Annotated in this window: 16 protein-coding genes; 9 read left to right on the forward strand and 7 right to left on the reverse strand. The window is 66.6% G+C overall.

Translation table 11 applies throughout. The features are described 5' to 3' along the window. The coding region (gene rplT / locus QZ271_RS01105) for a 50S ribosomal protein L20 (RefSeq protein WP_291428165.1) at positions 1-238 on the forward strand (238 nt) is incomplete at its 5' end. 66 nt (positions 239-304) lie between these two features. Here rplT and QZ271_RS14485 read toward each other — a convergent pair. The 3 genes from QZ271_RS14485 to moaA all read right to left on the reverse strand — a co-directional run bounded on the left by QZ271_RS14485 (position 305) and on the right by moaA (position 2,725). After that, entirely contained in the window at positions 305-430 is a 126-nt protein-coding gene (locus QZ271_RS14485; protein ID WP_367114285.1) for a helix-turn-helix transcriptional regulator, read from the reverse strand. Positions 431-789: 359 nt separating this feature from the next. After that, entirely contained in the window at positions 790-1,482 is a 693-nt protein-coding gene (locus tag QZ271_RS01115) for a GntR family transcriptional regulator (protein WP_291428168.1), read from the reverse strand. Positions 1,483-1,696: 214 nt separating this feature from the next. Then, positions 1,697-2,725: a GTP 3',8-cyclase MoaA gene (gene moaA, locus QZ271_RS01120; protein ID WP_291428170.1), complete on the reverse strand. Its 1,029-nt coding sequence runs from the start codon at positions 2,723-2,725 to the stop codon at positions 1,697-1,699. A gap of 246 nt (positions 2,726-2,971) precedes the next feature. Here moaA and QZ271_RS01125 point away from each other — a divergent pair, with 246 nt between their 5' ends. Both QZ271_RS01125 and acs read left to right on the forward strand, forming a co-directional pair. Then, complete coding sequence (locus QZ271_RS01125) at positions 2,972-4,171, forward strand: MFS transporter (protein WP_291428172.1); 1,200 nt, start codon at positions 2,972-2,974, stop codon at positions 4,169-4,171. Positions 4,172-4,444: 273 nt separating this feature from the next. Further along, positions 4,445-6,430, forward strand: a complete 1,986-nt coding sequence (gene acs / locus QZ271_RS01130) for an acetate--CoA ligase (protein WP_291428174.1) — start codon at positions 4,445-4,447, stop codon at positions 6,428-6,430. Between the two features lie 6 nt (positions 6,431-6,436). Here the strand turns inward: acs and QZ271_RS01135 are convergent, their stop codons facing one another. The 4 genes from QZ271_RS01135 to efp all read right to left on the reverse strand — a co-directional run bounded on the left by QZ271_RS01135 (position 6,437) and on the right by efp (position 9,793). Next, a complete protein-coding gene (locus QZ271_RS01135) occupies positions 6,437-6,580 on the reverse strand; it encodes a hypothetical protein (RefSeq protein WP_291428176.1) in 144 nt (47 codons plus the stop codon). A gap of 440 nt (positions 6,581-7,020) precedes the next feature. After that, positions 7,021-8,358, reverse strand: coding sequence for an acetyl-CoA carboxylase biotin carboxylase subunit (gene accC, locus QZ271_RS01140; protein WP_291428177.1), 1,338 nt, complete (start codon positions 8,356-8,358; stop codon positions 7,021-7,023). 100 nt (positions 8,359-8,458) lie between these two features. Beyond that, positions 8,459-9,010, reverse strand: a complete 552-nt coding sequence (gene accB, locus QZ271_RS01145; protein WP_291428179.1) for an acetyl-CoA carboxylase biotin carboxyl carrier protein — start codon at positions 9,008-9,010, stop codon at positions 8,459-8,461. Between the two features lie 225 nt (positions 9,011-9,235). Further along, on the reverse strand, positions 9,236-9,793 hold the full coding sequence (gene efp, locus QZ271_RS01150; protein ID WP_291428181.1) for an elongation factor P: 558 nt from the start codon (positions 9,791-9,793) through the stop codon (positions 9,236-9,238). Positions 9,794-10,023: 230 nt separating this feature from the next. Here efp and QZ271_RS01155 point away from each other — a divergent pair, with 230 nt between their 5' ends. The 6 genes from QZ271_RS01155 to QZ271_RS01180 all read left to right on the forward strand — a co-directional run bounded on the left by QZ271_RS01155 (position 10,024) and on the right by QZ271_RS01180 (position 18,553). Then, positions 10,024-10,683, forward strand: coding sequence for a 50S ribosomal protein L25/general stress protein Ctc (locus QZ271_RS01155; RefSeq protein WP_291428183.1), 660 nt, complete (start codon positions 10,024-10,026; stop codon positions 10,681-10,683). 272 nt (positions 10,684-10,955) lie between these two features. Further along, positions 10,956-12,545, forward strand: a complete 1,590-nt coding sequence (gene lysS, locus QZ271_RS01160) for a lysine--tRNA ligase (RefSeq protein WP_291428184.1) — start codon at positions 10,956-10,958, stop codon at positions 12,543-12,545. Between the two features lie 806 nt (positions 12,546-13,351). Next, a complete protein-coding gene (locus QZ271_RS01165) occupies positions 13,352-14,746 on the forward strand; it encodes an ROK family protein (protein ID WP_291428185.1) in 1,395 nt (464 codons plus the stop codon). Beyond that, on the forward strand, positions 14,743-15,978 hold the full coding sequence (locus QZ271_RS01170) for an extracellular solute-binding protein (protein ID WP_291428186.1): 1,236 nt from the start codon (positions 14,743-14,745) through the stop codon (positions 15,976-15,978). Before QZ271_RS01165 ends, QZ271_RS01170 begins: the two co-directional genes overlap by 4 nt. A gap of 623 nt (positions 15,979-16,601) precedes the next feature. Then, positions 16,602-17,693 carry a carbohydrate ABC transporter permease gene (locus QZ271_RS01175; protein ID WP_291428188.1) on the forward strand — a complete coding sequence of 364 codons (1,092 nt, stop codon included), beginning with the start codon at positions 16,602-16,604 and terminating at the stop codon, positions 17,691-17,693. After that, on the forward strand, positions 17,690-18,553 hold the full coding sequence (locus tag QZ271_RS01180) for a carbohydrate ABC transporter permease (protein WP_291428189.1): 864 nt from the start codon (positions 17,690-17,692) through the stop codon (positions 18,551-18,553). Before QZ271_RS01175 ends, QZ271_RS01180 begins: the two co-directional genes overlap by 4 nt. Positions 18,554-18,611: the final 58 nt, after the last annotated feature.

Below are 18,611 nucleotides of genomic sequence, written 5' to 3' on the forward strand. Positions count from 1 at the left end.
GCTGAACGCCGCGACCTACGAGTACCGCGATCGCCGCAACAAGAAACGCGATTTCCGCCGCCTGTGGATCCAGCGTATCAACGCCGGCGCCCGCCTGCACGGCATGAACTACAGCACCTTCATCGGTGGCCTGAAGCGCGCGAACATCGACCTGAACCGCAAGGTCCTGGCCGACATCGCCGCCCGTGAGCCCGAGGCCTTCAGCGCCCTGGTCGAAGCGGCCAAGAACAGCAAGTAAAAACGGCTGACACGAACGCCGCCGCCCTTCCGGAAACGGGGGCGGCGGTTTTTGTCTGGTTCGGGGTTATCCCGGTTCCTTCTGAAAGATGTCCTCAATCGGGACACCGAACAGTCGGGCGAGTTTGAAGGCCAGTGGCAGGGGGGGGTCGTCCTTACCGGTTTTCAGGGTGCTGAAGGTGTGGCGGGGCACGCGTCCAGCGCCTCGGCCGGGGCGCCCTGGGTCATGGTGCGTTCGGCCCGCAGGACTTTTCTGCTTGACAGGTGAGCCTGCTTGACAGGTGAGCACAGCAGATTTGATAAGGATTCCGATTGATTCGCTGCAGTTCTGAATCAATCCGAGCAGACGCGAGTAGGAACGGCAGACGGGTTTCGCGGGATGGAGCCACAGGCGGCGCTTTTCCGACTGTGGTGGAATTTTGCGGAATCCGTCTGACATCATGTCTTTTCTGCTTGCCCTGCGCCAACCTCCTGCTCTGCGCTCCTGCAGCAGAAGTGGCGGGCTGCTGGGGGATTTCCCTCACAGCCCGCCACCGTTGACCCGCCCACCGCTCAGGGTTCGAAGGTGTCCTGGAAGGCGTAGCGGTCGCCGCGCACCCAGTAGTTGACATAACTGGCCCGTTTCTGGCCGCTGTAGGTGGTGCGGCGCAGCAGGAACGCGGCGGTCCCCAGCGGGACGCGCAGCAGTTCGGCTTCCTCCTGGCGCAGGTTGACGGCTTCCAGGTTCTGTTCTACGCGTTGCAGGGGCACGCCCATGGTGATCATGGTCTCGTGGATGCTTTCCACAGCGAGGTTGTGGTCGAGCAGGCCGGGGACCAGCGAGGCGTTGATGTAGCGTTTCTCGATGACCAGGGCCTCGTCGCCGGCGTTGCGCAGGCGGTGGATGAAGATGACGGGCTCGCCCGGCTGGATCTGTAGCACGGTGGCGATCTCGGGGGTGGCCTCGATCTGCATGGCGCGCAGGACGGTGGTGCGGTGGTCAGGGTGGCGGGCCCATTCCTTGAAGGGGCGCACGCGGAACATGCCCTGGCGGAAGCGTTTGCCGGTGGGGAAGGTGCCGGCCCCCTGAACGCGGTACACGTAGCCTTCGCGTTCCAGTTCGTCAATGGCGCGCCGGGCGGTCATGCGGGAAACTTCGAATTCGCGGGCAAGCTGCGGTTCGCTGGGCAGGGGGAGCCCTTCGGCGTAGTGGCCGCCAAGCAGGCGGTCTTTCAGGGTGGTCTTGATAAGCGGGTACTTCGCCATGCATCCTCCGGGTGTCCGCTGGCGGGCGGAGCCAACCTCATCTTAAGGTTAGTGTCACACGTACACAAGCTTGTCTAGGTGTCACGCGGCCCGGGACAACAACCGTCAGGCAAAACATCGTTCGTAAAGTTAAAGCCGAAAAAGAGATAAAAATGAATACCCGTTTGCCAGAATCATACACGGCGCTGTCACCATGACCCCGGCGCACTGGACCCTACCCGCCGATATGGGACATCTCGACCTTCCCGGCACGCGCCTCCCGGCTGGCCGCCGTGAGTTCCCCGCGCTCCTCACTGTAGCGGTCGCGGCGTTCCCGCCACACCCCGGCAATCAGCGCCTCCAGCCCTGCGTCATCCAGGGCCGCCCCCCCCGGCTTGCCCCGCATCGGGCCACGCAGGTCCGTACCGCCCGACGCGAACAGGCACGAGTACAGCGTACCCACCGCCGAGATCCGCGCCCGCGAGCAGTCCCCGCAGAACGGCGCGGTCACGGAACTGATCAGGCCAACCTCGTGCCCCTGCCCGTCCGTGTGGCGCGCGGCCACCTCGCCCCGGTATTCGGGGTTCACCGGCGCGAAGTGCAGGTCGTCGCCCGCCAGCCGCGCCAGCACCTCGCGCGACGGCACCACACTGTCCATATTCCAGCCGTTGTGATTGCCCACGTCCATGAACTCGATAAAGCGCACCGGGGCCAGGTCCCGCAGCGCCAGCCACAGCCCGCGCAGGCCCGCGTCGTTCACGCCGCGCTGCACGACCGTGTTGATCTTCACGCCCAGGCCCGCCGTCAGGGCTGCCTCGATGCCGTCGAGGACCTTCTGCGGGTGCGTGCCCAGGCCGTTCATGCGCCCGAATACCTCCGGGTCGAGGCTGTCGATGCTGACCGTCACGCGGTCCAGACCCGCCGCTTTCAGGTCGGCCGCCATGCGCGGCAGCAGCAGCCCGTTGGTGGTCATGGCGACGTCCTGCACGCCCCCGATCCCGGAAAGCTGCCCGATCAGCTCCGGCAGGTCGCGCCGCAGGGTGGGTTCGCCGCCCGTGACGCGCAGCTTCCTGACCCCCAGGTTCACGAAGGCCCGCGCCAGCCGCCCGATCTCCTCGAAACTCAGCAGTTCGGCGCGCGGCAGGAAAGCGTACTCAGGCCCGAACACGGAAGCTGGCATGCAGTACGTGCACCGCAGGTTGCAGCGGTCAGTCACGCTGATCCGCAGGTCACGGAGGGGACGCCCCAACTGATCGACGAGCATTACCCCGCAGCATACCCGCCCGGGCGTAGGCCATTGGCGGGAACACCGCCATTCGCGGCGGCCACCCCTCGGAAGGTGGACGGGGCCGGTTGAGTCGGTGCAGTTCCGAATCAATCCGAGCAGACGTGAGGCAAACGCTAGGCAAACGCGAGAAGGAACAACGTACGCCCCTTCGCGGTATGGAGCCACAGGGGGGTCCTCCCGACTGTGACGGATTGGAGCGCAGTCCGTATTAGCATGACGCGCGTGACTGTCCTGACCCGCGCCGCCTCCGCCTACCCGGCCGGGTTCTGGGTGCTGTGGTGGGGCACGCTGCTCAACTGCCTGGGCGAGTTCGTGGTGCCGCTGCTGGGCTTCTACCTGACCGCGCGGGCGCACCTGAGCGTCACGCAGGTCAGCGTGATCCTGGCCATGCTGGGCCTGGGCCGCTTCGTGTCAGAGGGGCTCAGCGGGCCGCTGACCGACCGGCGCGGCCCGGCCTTCACCATGATCCTCGCCCTGAGCGGCGGGGCCGTCATGATCCTGGCGCTGTCCGTGGCGCAGGGCTTCTGGTGGACGGCGGCGGGCGTGCTGGGCTTCTCGCTGCTGTCGGCCCTGTATAAACCCGCCGCGAGCACCGCCGTGGCGGAACTCACGCAGGGCGCGCAGCGGACCCGCGCGTACAACCTGCTGTACTGGGCGATCAACGTCGGGGCCGCCACCGCGCCCGTGCTGGGCGGCTGGCTGGCCGGGCGGTCCATGCGGCTGCTGTTCTGGCTGGACGCCGCCACCATGGCCGCGTTCGCGCTGCTGCTCGCGCTGCGCTACCCCCGCGTGCCCCGCACCGCAACCCTCGGTGCTCCGCGCACCCGCCGCCTGCTGCCTAGGGACGCGCTGCTGTGGCAGTTCTGCCTCGCGTCGCTGCTGTTCGGCCTGACGTACCAGAGTTACAAGCTGCTGGCCGTGGTGTTCGCGCAGCAGGGCTTCAGCGCCGTGCAGTACGGACAGGTTCTCGCCGTGAACGGCGCCCTGGTCGTCCTGCTGGGCCTGCCACTGGGGCACCTGATCGCCCGCAGTGGCCACCCGCGCTGGCAGGCGCTGGGCGCGGCGCTGCTGGGCGCAGGATTCCTGGGACACGCGCTGGCGCACACCCTGTGGGCGCACATGCTGGCCGTCGCCGTCTGGACGGTGGGGGAGATCATCGCGTACGGCATCAGCAAGACCATCATCAGCGAACTGGGCCCCGCCGCACAGCGCGGCACGTACATCGGACTGGTGGGCAGCATGGCGGGCCTGGCCACCCTGATCGCCCCACTGCTGGGCGGCGCTCTGCTGCAATCTCTGGGCGCGGGCGGGATGTGGGTCGTGATTGCCGCACTGGCGTTCATGGCGGCGCTGCTGCTACTGGCCCTGGAAGGCCGTGTGCGGGGCCGCCTGTTGCAGCGTCAGCACGAAGCCCTGGTGTGAGACGGATTCCGATTGATTTGGTGCAGTTCCGAATCAATGCAAGCAGATGCGGGCAGGAACAATAGACGACCCTGGGCGGTCTGGAGCGCACTCTGCATGAGCGTGTTGGGCAGACCCGGTGCGAATGTGAAGCGGGTGGAGGGCCCCACTCGCTGCGTTGCCCACCCGGAATCCCACCTCCGGGCGAGTACAGTGACGGCATACACAACCCAGTTGTCCCACTGTCCGGTGCCCCCGCGCACCCTGCTCCCGCCGTTCCCGGAGGTCCCCCGCATGACCCAGCCCCCCAGTTCCACTGGCACCCAGACGCAGCCCGGCACCGCCAGCGATCACATCGACGCCCTGCTGCACGAGAACCGCGTCATTGCGCCCAGTGACGCCTTCCGCGAGCGCGCCCGCTACTCCGCGCAGGACTACGACCGCCTGTACCGCCAGAGCCTCGACGACCCGGACACCTTCTGGAGTGGCGTGGCCGGAGAGCTGCACTGGTTCACGCCCTGGACGCAGGTGCTCGACTGGCAGCCGCCGCACGCGCAGTGGTTCGTGGGCGGGCAGACGAACATTGCCTTCAACGCCCTGGACCGCAACGTGGCGCGCGGCCTGGGCGACAGGCGCGCGGTCGTCTGGGAAGGCGAGGACGGCGAGGTCCGCACCTTCACGTACGCAGAGCTGCTGCGCGAGGTCAGGCGGGCCGCGAACGCCCTGCTGGCCCTGGGCGTGCAGGCGGGCGACCGCGTGACCCTGTACCTGCCCCTGGTGCCCGAGGCGGGCATCGCCATGCTCGCCTGCGCCCGCATCGGGGCGGTGCATTCCGTGGTGTTCGGCGGGTTCTCGGTCAGCGCCCTGGCCGACCGCATCAACGACGCGCACAGCCGGGTGCTGATCACGGCCGACGCCGGACAGCGACGCGGCGCGCTGGTGAACCTCAAGGCCAACGCCGACGCGGCCGCCGCGCTCGCGCCGGGTCTGGAGAAGATGCTGGTCGTGTGCCGCGCCGACTGTGACGCGCCCATGCAGAAGGGCCGCGATGTGTTCTGGCACGACGCCCTGAACGCCGCCAGCGACGAGCACGAGGCGCAGCCGCTGGACAGCGAGCACCCGCTGTTCACCCTGTACACGTCCGGTAGTACCGGCAAACCCAAGGGCGTGCAGCACACCACCGGCGGCTACATGGTCGGCACGTACCTGACCACCCAGGCCGTGTTCGACCTGCGCGACGACGACGTGTACTGGTGCACCGCCGACGTCGGCTGGATCACCGGGCACAGTTACAGCGTGTACGGCCCGCTGCTGAACGCCGCGACCGTCGTCATGTACGAGGGCGCGCCCAACCACCCCGACTGGGGCCGCTTCTGGGACGTCGTGCAAAGACACCGCGTGACCATCCTGTACACCGCGCCCACCGCCATCCGCGCCATCATGCGCCAGGGCGACGAACTCCCCGCCAGCCGTGACCTGAGCAGCCTGCGCCTGCTCGGCTCGGTCGGGGAACCCATCAACCCCGAAGCGTGGATGTGGTACTGGCGCACCATCGGCGGGGAGCGCTGCCCGGTCGTGGACACCTGGTGGCAGACCGAGACCGGCTCGATCATGCTGACCACCCTGCCCGGCGCGCACGCCAGCAAACCCGGCAGCGCGGGCCTCCCCATGTTCGGCATCGAGCCTGCCATCATGACCCACACCGGCGAGGAACTCGGGCCCGACGACGGCGGCCTGCTGGTCATCAAACGCCCCTGGCCCAGCATGCTGCGCACCGTGTACGGCGACGATGACCGCTACCGCAAAACCTACTGGGGTGAAATCGAGGGCGTGTACTTCGCCGGGGACGGCGCGCGCCGCGACCAGGATGGCTACTTCACCGTCACGGGCCGCGTGGACGACGTCCTGAACGTCAGCGGCCACCGCCTCGGCACCATGGAGATCGAATCGGCCCTCGTCTCTCACCCCAGCGTCTCCGAGGCCGCCGTCGTCGGCCGCCCCGACGACGTGAAAGGCGAATGCGTCGTCGCGTTCGTGCTCCCGCAGGGCGAGCGCACCATCGACCCCGCCGAACTGCGCGCCCACGTCAGCCGCGAGATCGGCGCGCTCGCCCGCCCCGACGCCATCTACGTCGCCGACGCCCTGCCCAAGACCCGCAGTGGCAAGATCATGCGCCGCTTCCTGCGCCAGATCGCCGCCGGAAAAGAAATCCAGGGCGACACGAGCACCCTCGAAGACCCCGGTGTTCTGGACCGCATCGCCGCCACGCAACCCGTGTAAGGCGGGTCAGCCCGGCCACACCAGCAGCTGCGCGGCGTCCTGAATGGGGAAGAGGTGGGGGGAAACTTCCGCCTCTTTCCCGTACCCGTACGTGCCGAGCAGGAACCGGGCGTCGTCTGCGGTCAGCGTGAGCGGGCAGGTGAGGGTCAACGCGGGTTCCGGCTGCGCCTTCCCAGGTGACAGAGGCTGGCCCAGTGCCGCCCAGGTGGCCCGCAGGTGCGCCGGACCGTGCGCTGCCCCCCCATACCTGCCCGCCGGGCCGCAGCACGCGCCGCGCGCCCGGCCCCGGCGTGGGATCGACGCCCGGCACGTCCAGGGCAGGGGAGAGGTTCAGCGCGTCCAGCAGCGCGCCCTCCGGCCAGGACTGCCCGCACAGACGCGAGAGCCGCGCGTCCCGCGCCCCCAGACGGTCGGAGGCAGATGCCGGGTGTCCCCCAGCCGTCTGCCTCCGACCATCTGCCATCGGCGCAGCAACCGGCTCCGGTTCCGTGACGGCGGGAACGTCACCCGCCATCACTGCACCTTCGCCGGTCGCCTGTTCATGCCCACTCGCTCCGCTCGGGATGATGCGGGCATCATCCGGCATGAACTTACATCTCCATCCGCGTTTTCAGGAAGTTCGTCATGACGGCCCCGCGTTTGTAGAAGGGGTTGTCCATGATCTTCACGTACAGCGGGATGGTGGTCTTGGGCCCGTGGATGACTGTTTCTTCCAGGGCGCGTTTCATGCGGCTGATCGCCTGCTCGCGGGTGTCGTGGCGGACGATCAGCTTGCCGATCAGGCTGTCGTAGTGGGGGGGGATCACGTAGCCGGTGTAGCAGTGGCTGTCCACGCGCACGCCGGGGCCTCCGGCGAAGTGCACGTCCTCGATCTTCCCGGCGGCCGGGCGGAAGTCCTTGTCGGGGTCCTCGGCGTTCAGGCGGCACTCGATGGCGTGCCCGCGCAGCACCACGTCTTCCTGCTGGATGTTCAGGCCGTGACCGGACGCGATTTCCAGTTGCAGTTTCACGAAGTCCAGGCCCGAGATTTCCTCGGAGACGCAGTGTTCCACCTGAATGCGGGTGTTCATCTCCATGAAGTAGTAATTGCCGTCGCGGTCCACGATGAATTCCAGCGTGCCGGCCCCGGCGTAGTTCACGTGCTTGGCGAGGCGCACGCCGGCCGCGAGGATCTCCTGACGCAGCGTGTCCGGCAGGGTGCTAGGGGCCTCCTCGATGAGTTTCTGGTTGCGCCGCTGGATGGAGCAGTCGCGCTCGCCGATGTGGATCACGTGGCCGTTGCCGTCGCCCATGACCTGCACCTCGACGTGCCGGAATTCCTCCAGGAACTTTTCCATGATCAGGGCGGGATCGCCGAAGTACAGCTTGGCTTCTTCCTGCGCCTGAGCAAAGCCCTTGGCGAGTTCGTCCTGCGTGCGGATGATCTTCTGCCCGCGTCCGCCGCCGCCGGCGCTGGCCTTGAGCAGGACCGGGTAGCCGATCTGTTTGGCGGCCAGCAGGGCGGCGTCCGTGTCTTCCAGCACGCCGGTGCCGGGCACGACGGGCACGTTGCTCATGGCGGCGATCTCGCGTCCGCCGGCCTTGCTGCCCAGCGCGCGCATGCTTTCGGGGGTCGGGCCGATGAACACGATGCCGTGCTCGCGGCACATCTCGGCGAAGTCCGGGTTCTCGGCCATGAAGCCGTACCCGGGGTGAATGCCCTCGGCGCCGGTCATCAGGGCGGCCGTCAGGATGTTCGGGATGTTCAGGTACGACTGGTTACTGGCGGGCGGGCCGACGCACACGCTCTCGTCGGCCAGCAGGACCGGCAGGCTCTTCTCGTCGGCGGTGGAGTACACCACGACGGTTTTCACGCCCAGTTCTTGCGCGGTGCGGATCACGCGCAGGGCAATCTCGCCGCGGTTGGCGATCAGGATTTTCTTGAACATGTATGCCTCCGGCAGGGTCGGAAGGAGGCCAGGTGTCCCGGCGTCAGGTGGATCTGTCTCAGACCTGCTGACGCTCCGGGCCCTCAGGCGCCCCCTGACCTCATTCGATGATGAACAGGGTCTGGCCGTACTCGACGGGTTCGGCGTTTTTCACGAGGATCTCGCGCACTGTGCCGCTCATTTCGGCCTCGATCTCGTTCATGAGTTTCATCGCCTCGATGATGCACAGCACCTGCCCGGCGGCCACGGTATCCCCGACTTTCACGTAGGCGGGCGCATCGGGGCTGCTGGACGCGTAGAAGGTTCCCACGATGGGCGCCTTGACCGGCGTGCCTTTGCTGGGCGCGGGGGCCGGAGCGGGTGCGGGGGCTTCCGGGGCGGGCGCTGGCGTGGCGGGCGCCCCGGACTGCGGCGCTGCAAAGGCAGGGGCACTGGCGACAGTGTCGCTGGGCATGGGAGCCGGCATGGGCGCGGCCTGCATGGGGGCGGACTGCATGGGCGCGGGGCCGGTGGGGGCGCTGAAGGCGGGGCCACCCATGGCCTGCGGGCCGCGCCGCAGGTCCAGGGCGAAGCTGCCGGTCTTCAGGCTGAATTCACGTACGTCGGCGTAGCTCAGGGCATCGAGGATTTTCTTGAGGTCGTCTGGATTCATGGGCCCCTCCTGGGTGGTGCTTGGGTGCTGGCTGTTGAAACAGTTGGGTGCTGCAACAGAGGTGTCAGTCGCGCTGCCTTCCATCATGATGGGTGGTCCGCGCGTCGGGGTGTCACCGCCTGCCTAACGCTTGTTTGGCTGGTCTGAGTCTAAAGCCGAGTCTAAAGCAAAGTGAAGTGCCGCCCACCGGATGACCAGGGTGGGCAGCACTTCACGCACGGACGGTCAGGCGCGGCTGAGGTAAGCGCCGGTCCGGGTATCCACCTTGACCAGGGTGTCCTGCTCCACGAACAGGGGCACCTGCACGGTCGCGCCGGTTTCCAGCTTGGCGGGCTTCGTGCCGCCCGAGGCGGTGTCGCCGCGCAGACCGGGATCGGTCTCCACGATCTTCAGGATCACCTGGTTGGGCAGCGTGATGCTCAGGGCCTTCTCGCCGTACATGGCCACGTCCACCTCGGTGTTCTCCTTCATGAACTTGGCGGCGTCACCGACCAGGGTGGGCGACAGCGGCACCTGCTCGAACGTCTCCATGTCCATGAACATGAAGTCCTCGCCGTCCTTGTACAGGTACTGCATGGTCTTGCCTTCCACGTAGATGTCCTGCAGTTTCTCGCCGCTGTTGAAGGTCCGGTCCACGATCGCGCCGGACTCCATGTTGCGGAACTTCGTGACGACCTTCGCGCCGCCACGGCCCATCTTCAGGTGCGAGTAATCCAGGCACTCCCAGAGGCCGCCGTCCATTTCCACTTTGGTGCCGTTGCGCAGTTCAGTAACGCTGATCATGTCATTCTCCTTTTTACGCTCGCCAGGGCCGCCCTCACCACCCGCCTGCAGGCGGGAACAGGTGCTAAGACGCCTCGCGGCAACGCCCAGGAGTCTAGCAGACCCCCCCACGGGCCTTCCACCGGACCGGGCGCGTTTGCTATGCTGTCACGGTTGCACGTCCGCCCCCGCCCCCGGACCCCCGGCGCGCGGCGAGAGCGAGGCGGCGAAGAACGCCAAGGAGAGAGCACATGGAACTGAACGCCAAACCCCGCAAGAGCCAGGAGAAACTGGCCGAAGGCATGATCCCCGCCGTCGCCTACAACAAGGAGCACAACGTCTCCTTTGCCATTGACAAGAAGGCCTTCGACCGCGCCTTCCGCATCCAGAGCACCACCGGCCTGTTCGACATCACCGTCGAGGGTGGCGAGACCTTCCCCGCGCTGGTCAAGGCCGTGCAGATGGACAAGCGCAAGCGCGTGCCCATGCACGTCGATTTCTACATGGTCACCTACGGTGAACCTATCGAGGTCAGCGTGCCCGTGCACACCACCGGCAAGAGCCAGGGCGTCGTCATGGGCGGCCTGCTCGACATCGTCGTGCACAACCTGGCCATCGTGGCCCCCGGCCCCCGCCGCATTCCGCAGGAACTGGTCATCGACGTGACCAAACTGGCTATCGGTGACCACGTTACCGCCGGTCAGATTGCCCTTCCCGAAGGCTGCAAGCTGGTCGGCGACGCCGATCAGGTCGTCATCAGCCTGCTGCCCCCCCGGCTCAGCGACGGCGAAGCGGCCGCCGAGCAGGAAGCGGCCCAGGTGGCCGGTCTGGTCGCCGCCGGCGAGATCACCGAGAGCGAAGCCGCCGCGGTCCTCGACGGCGAGGCCAGCGAGAGCACCAAAGAAGCCTGATAGGGATTCCGTTTGTAAAGAAGCCTGATACGGACTGCCGTTTGTTTCGCCGACAACCCGGTGATGTTCCGGGTTGTCAGTTCCACGTCCGGAACCCGTTTTGCTCCTACTCGCTCCGCTCGGATTGAACGGGTTTTGCAACCCATTCAAGCGGAGTCCGTATGAGCCTCAGCTGACACAGGCGGCCCCCTTCCACATGGGAGGGGGCCGCCTGCTGCGCCTGGAAGGGAGCCGGGCGTCCCGTCAGGGTGGCCGCCGGTATACTTGAGCTTATGTCTGAAGGTTCCACTCCCACCAACCGCCCCGAGGGTCTGCACGAACAGACGCTCAGCCGCCTGAACAACCTGGACGCCCAGGTGGCCGCCGGTTTCGAAGCGCACCCCTACACGTACGCCCGCACCCACCACGCCCGCGACGTGCTGAGCGCGCACCCTGCCGATGCGGTCGGCGAGGACGGCGAGGCGACCTGGGAGGCGGGGCAGGAATGGCCGGCCGAGGAGTACGCCCTGGCCGGGCGCGTGACCCTGATGCGCCACATGGGCAAGGCGGCCTTCGCGGACCTCAGTGACGAGCGCGGCAAGATCCAGCTGCACTTCTCCAAGCAGGAGACCGAGCAGTTCGACGTCACGAAGAAGATCGACCTGGGCGACATCATCGGCGTGCGCGGCTTTCCGTTCGTGACCCGCACCGGGCAGCTGACGCTGCGCGTGACGTCCTGGCAGCCGCTGGTCAAGAGCCTGCACCCGCTGCCCAGCAAGTTCCACGGCCTGCAGGACGAGGAACTGCGTGCTCGCCGCCGCTACGTGGACCTCATGATCAACCCGGAGAGCCGTGAAGTGTACCGCACGCGCTCGCGGATGCTGCGCTTTATTCGCACCTTCCTGGACAGCCGCGATTTTATGGAGGTCGAGGGCCCCACGTTGCAGGTGGTGCCCGGCGGCACCGAGGCCAGGCCGTTCAAGACCTTCCACAACGCGCTGGGCCACGAGTTCAGCATGCGCATCAGCCTGGAGCTGTACCTCAAGCGCCTGCTGGTGGGCGGTTTCGAGCGGGTGTACGAGATCGGCCGCAACTACCGCAACGAGGGCATCGACCGCACACACAACCCGGAATTCACCATGCTGGAAGCGTACTTCGCGTACGGCGACTACAACGACATGATGGTGCTGGTAGAAACGCTGCTGCACGACCTGGTCGTGGAACTGCGGGGCGAGCCGAAACTGACCTACCAGGGCCGCGAACTGGACTTCTCGCTGCCGTTCAAGCGGCTGGATTTCGTGACGGCCCTGAAAGAGCAGGCGGGGCTGGACTTCGATCCGCTGGACCTCGTGAAACTGCGCGAGTGGAGCGACGTGCGCCACCCGGAGCACCGCAAGACTCCGGACTACAAGCTGCTGGACAAGCTGGGCGGCGAGTACGTGGAGCCGCTGTTGCAGGACCCGACCTTCCTGACGGACATGCCGCTGGCGATCAGTCCGCTGGTGAAGGTGCACCGCGACCGCGAAGGGCTGGCCGAGCGCGCCGACCTGTACGTGGCGGGCTTCGAACTGGCGCCCATCTACTCCGAGCTGAACGACGCGCTGGACCAGCGGGCGCGTTTCGAGGCGCAGACGGCCCGCCGGGACGCCGGGGACGACGAGGCGCATGAGCAGGACGAGGACTTCCTGCTGGCGCTGGAGTACGGCATGCCGCCCACCGCCGGGATGGGGATGGGCATGGACCGTCTGGCGATGCTGATGACCGACCGGGATTCCATCCGGGACGTGCTGCTGTTCCCGTTGCTGCGGCCGGAAGGGACGGGCGGCAGTGAAGCCGGGACGGCTGAAGCCCATGCCGCTGAAGGCGTTACCGAAGGGGGCTGACGCCCGGCCACACCAGCCCAGGAGTCCACACCAGCACAGGGGTCCACACCAGCACAGGGGTCCACACCAGCACAGGGGTCTACACCAACACTGGGCCGGAGGGACCCACGCAGACGCAGGAGCACACCGCGTCTGCGTTTTCGCGTTGCTGCCGTACTGGAACCGTCCGGCAAGGCAGACCGGCCCTCCGGGCGTGGAGTTGGCAACCCGGCGCCCTTCCGGATTCGGCACGAGGTGCCCTCCAGAACGCTGCCGATCACGGCCCCACACGGATTATCATCGGTCGGCACACCATTCTGTGCGTACCTATTCCCTGCGCCCCGCACCACACGACATCCGGCGTCTCTCGCCTTCTCGATTTTCGAGCGCCAGATGCTTGCCTCTGGTCTATTCAGGCTGATACGGACTCCGATTGAATGGGCTGCAAAGACCGTTCAATCCGAACGATGCGAGTGGGAGCCGTATGAGAACGGCTTGTCACGGCTAAAAATACTCTCCAGGACGCGACGGAGAAAATGAGGTACTGGACGACGTTTCTCCTTCTGCGTGCCCTCATGATGTCGTGTGGCACACAACTCCAACAGGCGTGGAAACTCTTGATCTAGGGGCGTGCAAGTGGCGGTATTAATTTGTTCGTTTGACAAACAAAATAAGGAACGCGCAAGATGACCGTGCACACGTCCTACCAACCACAACCCGGTGAGCCCGTAACAGACGGAACCCTCCCGGCCCAACTCCTGCCATTCACGCCGGCCCCAGGCCCGGCCCGCCATCCGGCCCCCTGGGTCCCCCCGAGGTTCTTCCGCATGATCCGCACCGAACACCCCATCCCGGACACCCTGGACCTCGCGGCCATCCGCGCGCGGCACACGCTGCTGCTGCTGGACCTGCTGTGGAACGGGGACCTGGCACGGGTGGACATCTCGCGGGAACTGGGTCTGTCCCGCAGCGCCATCAGTTCCATCGTCACGGAACTGATCAGCGTCGGACTGGTACAGGAAGTCGGCACGCGCGGCAGCGGTGTCGGACGGCGCGCCACCCTGCTGAACCTCAACACCCGCGCCGCCGCCCTGCTCGCCATCGACCTGGGCGCCAGTCACGCCCGCGTGGACGTGCTGAACCTGCACTGCCAGTCGCTGGCCAGCCTGTCCGTGCTGCATGACATCGTCAGCGGCCCACAGGCCACCTACGACCTGCTGAGCGACCTGAGCGCCCAGGTCATGCAGGCCGCCGACATCAGCGCCGACCAGATCGCACTCGTGGGGATCGGCGTGCCCGGCCCGGTCGACCACGACACCGGCCGCGTCGTCCTGCCCCCCAACATGCCCGGCTGGGACGGTGAGGACATCCGGGGGGCCCTGCAACGCCGCCTGAACCTCGAAGTCCTGGTCGATAACGATGCCAACCTGGGCGCACTGGCCGAGGCCCGCTTCGGCCCGCACCGGGGCACGCAGGACCTGGTCTACGTGAAGGCCGCTACCGGGATCGGCGCGGGCATTCTGCTGGGCGGGCGCCTGCACCGCGGTGTGCGCGGCGGCGCCGGCGAGATCGGGCACATCAGCATCAACGAGCAGGGCCCGGTCGGCCGCAGCGGCAACCCCGGCAGCCTCGAAAGCTACGCCGCCGCGCAGGTCCTCGTCACGCTGGCGCGCAGCCTGCGGGCCGCCGGCTCTCCCACCACGCTGCCCACCCCCATCACCCTGGACGACCTGCTGAACCACGCGAACACCGATCCGCTGGCCCGCGCCGTGTGGGAGGAAGCCGGGCATCACCTGGGCGTGGCGATCAGCACCACCATGAACCTGTTCAACCCGGAAGCCGTGATCATCGGTGGCCGACTCGCGCAGGCCGGAGAGGTGCTGCTGGCCGCCATCCGCGCCAGTGCCCACGCCCGCACCATGCGCATCAACGTGGACCGCACCCGCATCGAAACCGGCACGCTCGGCGCGCACGCCGGGGTGCTGGGTGCCGGGGCCATGATGCTCGATTCGCTGTTCACGCCGCGCGGCCTGCCGCACCTGTACGCCATCTCACGCCTGGCGCAGGGGAAAAGCGGCGCCGGGAGCGGTCCGGCCAGCCGGGCTCAGGCGGCCGGACCGTCCCCACCCCGGCCGCCTGAGCCTCACCCGGCACTGGCCCTGGCCGCACAGACTTCGCCCAATCGCACGAACCGCACCGTTTCGCACGGAGGAACACCATGAAAAAAGCACTCCTGATCGCCGCCGCCCTCGCCGTCACCACCAGCGCCTCTGCCGCTGGCAAGCTGGAAATCTTCTCCTGGTGGTCCGGCGATGAAGGCCCGGCCCTCGAAGCCCTGATCAAGATCTACCAGGCCAAGTACCCCTCTGTCACCGTGGACAACGCCACCGTCTCCGGCGGGGCCGGCACCAACGCCAAGGCCGTCCTGAAAACCCGCATGCTGGGCGGCACGCCCCCCGACAGCTTCCAGGCGCACGCCGGTCAGGAACTCATCGGCACCTGGGTCGTCGCCAACCGCATGGAGGACCTGAGCAGCCTGTTCAAGAGCGAAGGCCTCGACAAGGTCTTCCCCAAGGACCTGATCAAGCTGATCAGCCAGGGCGGCAAGATCTGGAGCGTGCCCGTCAACGTGCACCGCAGCAACGTCATGTGGTACAACCCCGCCAAACTGAAGGCGTGGGGCGTCACCGTGCCCAAGACCTGGCCCGAATTCATCAAGACCTGCTCCGCCCTGAAAGCCAAGGGCGTAGCCGCGCCGCTGGTCGTCGGTGAGAACTGGACCCAGCAACACCTCTGGGAGAGCGTCATGATCGGCACGCTCGGCGCGCAGGGCTGGGAGAACCTCTGGTCCGGCAAGATGAAGTTCACGGACCCCAGGGTCGTGGGTGCCTTCACGACCTTCGGCAAGGTCATGGACTGCTCCAACAAGGACGCTTCGGGCCTGAGCTGGCAGCAGGCCAGTGACCGCATCATCGACGGCACCAGCGCCTTCAACGTGATGGGCGACTGGGCGGCTGGGTACTTCACCACCACCAAGAAACTCGCCCCAAACACCGGTTTCGGCTGGGCGGCCGCGCCCGGCACCACCAAGACCTTCGTGATGCTGGCCGACTCCTTCGGTCTGCCCAAGGGCGCCAAGAACCGCACCGAGGCTGTCAACTGGCTGAAAGTCCTGGGCAGCAAGGCCGGCCAGGATGCCTTTAACCCCCTGAAAGGCTCAATTGCCGCGCGCACCGACAGCGACCTGAGCAAGTACAACACCTACAGCAAGAGCGCCGCCGCCGACTGGAAGAACAACAAGATCGTCGGGAGCCTCGTGCACGGGGCCGTCGCGCCCGAACGCTTCACCAGCGCCTTCGGGGCCGTGATCGACCAGTTCGTCTCCAGCAGGGACAGTGCCGGGGCCGCCGCCGCCGCGCAACAACTGGCTGTCCGCGCCGGAATCAGCAAGTAATACGGACTCCGTCTGTTTCGCCGACCATCTGGAAGGGCGCCAGCTTGTCAACTCCACGCCCGGAACCCGCTTCTCTCCCACTCGCTTCGCTCGGATTGAAGGGGGCTTTGCAGCCCCTTCAATCGGAGTCCGTATAACCCGCCCGCCTGAGCCCCTGGGGGCGCGGGCCTAATCCAGATCGCGCTTTTGCCCAGCTGTCCGGTTGTGGGTTGTGGGTTTCAGGTCACGCGGAAGTACTCCCGCGCCCTGAGCCCGCAGCCCACACCCCTTGATACGGACTGCCGTCTGTTTCGTTCACCACCCGTAACGCCGCCGGGTGGCCCAGTCCAGGTCCGGAACCCGCTTTTCTCCTACTCGCTCCGCTCGGATTGAATGGTCTTTTCAGCCCATTCAATCGGAACCCGCCTTATACCGACTGCCGCTCCATTCCGCCCAGGGGCGTCTGTTGTTCCTTCTCGCATCCGCTCGGATGGACCGGTCGTTGCTCACCATTCGATCACCCGGTCCTCGGCAGCCCGGATGCCCTCGCCCCACCCTGTTCACTGGCAGGCACGGCCAGAGGCCAGACCCGCCAGAAAGGAGGCCCGACTTTGAAAGGCCTGAGTAAAGATCGTCTGTGGTCCATGGCCGTTCTGGCCCCCAGCATCATCTTGATCGCCGTGTTCGTGTACGGCTTCATTGCCCGCAGCGTGTACGTCAGCATGACCGACTGGGGCAACGACCCCGCCCAGGCGCTCGCTCTTGATCCCATCATCCGCTGGGTGGGCCTCGCCAACTACCAGGAACTGTTCAGCGGGTTCCTGCAGGGCCGCTTCCGGCAGGAACTGATCAACACCGTCTTCTTCACGATCTTCTTCATTCTGGGCTGCCTGGGCCTGGGCCTGGGCCTGGCGCTGATCCTGGACCGCAACCCGAAAGGGGAGGGCCTGTGGCGCACCATCTTCCTGTTCCCCATGAGCCTGTCGTTCATCGTGACCGGCACCATCTGGCGCTGGATGCTGCAACCCAAGGGCGGACTGAACCAGGTGCCGACGCTATTCGGTGCTCCGCCCAGCACCTTCGGCTGGCTGAGCAGCAATGACGCCATCCTGAAATTCGACTGGAACAAACTGCCGCTCCTGACCGCCGGCGTGGTCGGCGTTGTCATGATCGTCATGGCCGTGCGCGCTGCCCGCAGCGGCGACCGCACCCGCATGGGTGTCGCGGCCGTCTGCGCCGCCATCCTGTTCGTCTGGGCGCTGCTGATCGGCCCGAACGTGAAGATGCTGCCCGCCCCGGAACTGCACGGCTTTAACCTGGCCCTGATTGGTATCATCATCGCCGCCGTGTGGCAGATGAGCGGCTACACCATGGCCCTGTACCTCGCGGGTCTGCGCGGCATTCCGGAGGAACTGCGCGAGGCTGCCAAGGTAGACGGCGCGGGCGACCTGGGTCTGTACCGGCACGTGATCTTCCCGCTGCTGGCGCCCATCAGTCTGTCGGCCATGATCGTGCTGGGTCACATCAGCCTCAAGATCTTCGACCTGGTGTACGCCATGGCCGGTCCGGACAACATCGCGACCAGCGTTCCGGCGCTGAACATGTACCTCACCAGCTTCCGGCAGAACCAGTTCTCGCTGGGCGCCGCCATCGGCACCATCCTGCTGATCCTGGTGGCGTTCGTGATCGTTCCTTACCTCGCCTCTCAGTTCAAACAGGAGGATGGTCACGCATGACCAGCGCCCCCGCCAAGGCCGCCCCGGCCCCCACTCCCCGCAAACCCATCCAGCCCGGCCGGATTGTCATGTACGCCCTGCTGGTCGTGGCCGCCCTGTTCTTCCTGGTGCCGGTGTACCTGCTGTTCGCCACCGCCCTGAAAAGCCCGGGCGCCATCAATCTCGCCACCACCTGGCACTGGCCGGCCGCGCTGAACTGGGCCAGTTTCAGTGAAGCGTGGGACAAGATCGGCGGGAACATGCTCAACAGCCTGTTCCTGGCCGTGGTCGCCACGCTGTTGAGTGCCGTGCTGGGCAGCCTGAACGGGTACGCCCTGAGCAAGTGGAAGTTCCGCGGGGCGAACACCCTGTTCGCGCTGATGCTGTTCGGGATGTTCATTCCGTATCAGGCGGTGCTGATTCCGCTGTTCCAGTTCATCAAGTCCATCGGCCTGTACGGCAGCATCTGGGGCCTGATCCTGGCGCACGTGGTGTACGGCATTCCGATCACCACGCTGATCTTCCGGAACTTCTACGCCGACGTGCCCGACGCGCTCGTCGAGGCCGCCACCATCGACGGCGCGGGCTTCTGGAGCATCTACCGCCTCGTGATCTTCCCGATCAGCATTCCGGGTTTCGTGGTCGTGATCATCTGGCAGTTCACGCAGGTATGGAACGAATTCCTGTTCGCGGCCACCCTGACCAACACGACCAGTCAGCCCGTCACGTACGCCCTGTCGCAACTGGCAGGCGGTCAGGCGGTCAGCTGGAACCTGCCGATGGCCGGCGCGATCCTGGCGGCGCTGCCCACCCTGCTGGTGTACATCCTGCTGGGCCGGTACTTCGTGCGTGGCCTGCTGGCGGGGTCCGTCAAGGGCTGATACGGATTCCGATTGATTCGGTGTAGTCCCGCATCAGTCCGAGCGGATACGGGTGGCA

This window comes from Deinococcus sp. (assembly GCF_018260555.1).
Taxonomy (GTDB): Bacteria; Deinococcota; Deinococci; order Deinococcales; family Deinococcaceae; genus Deinococcus.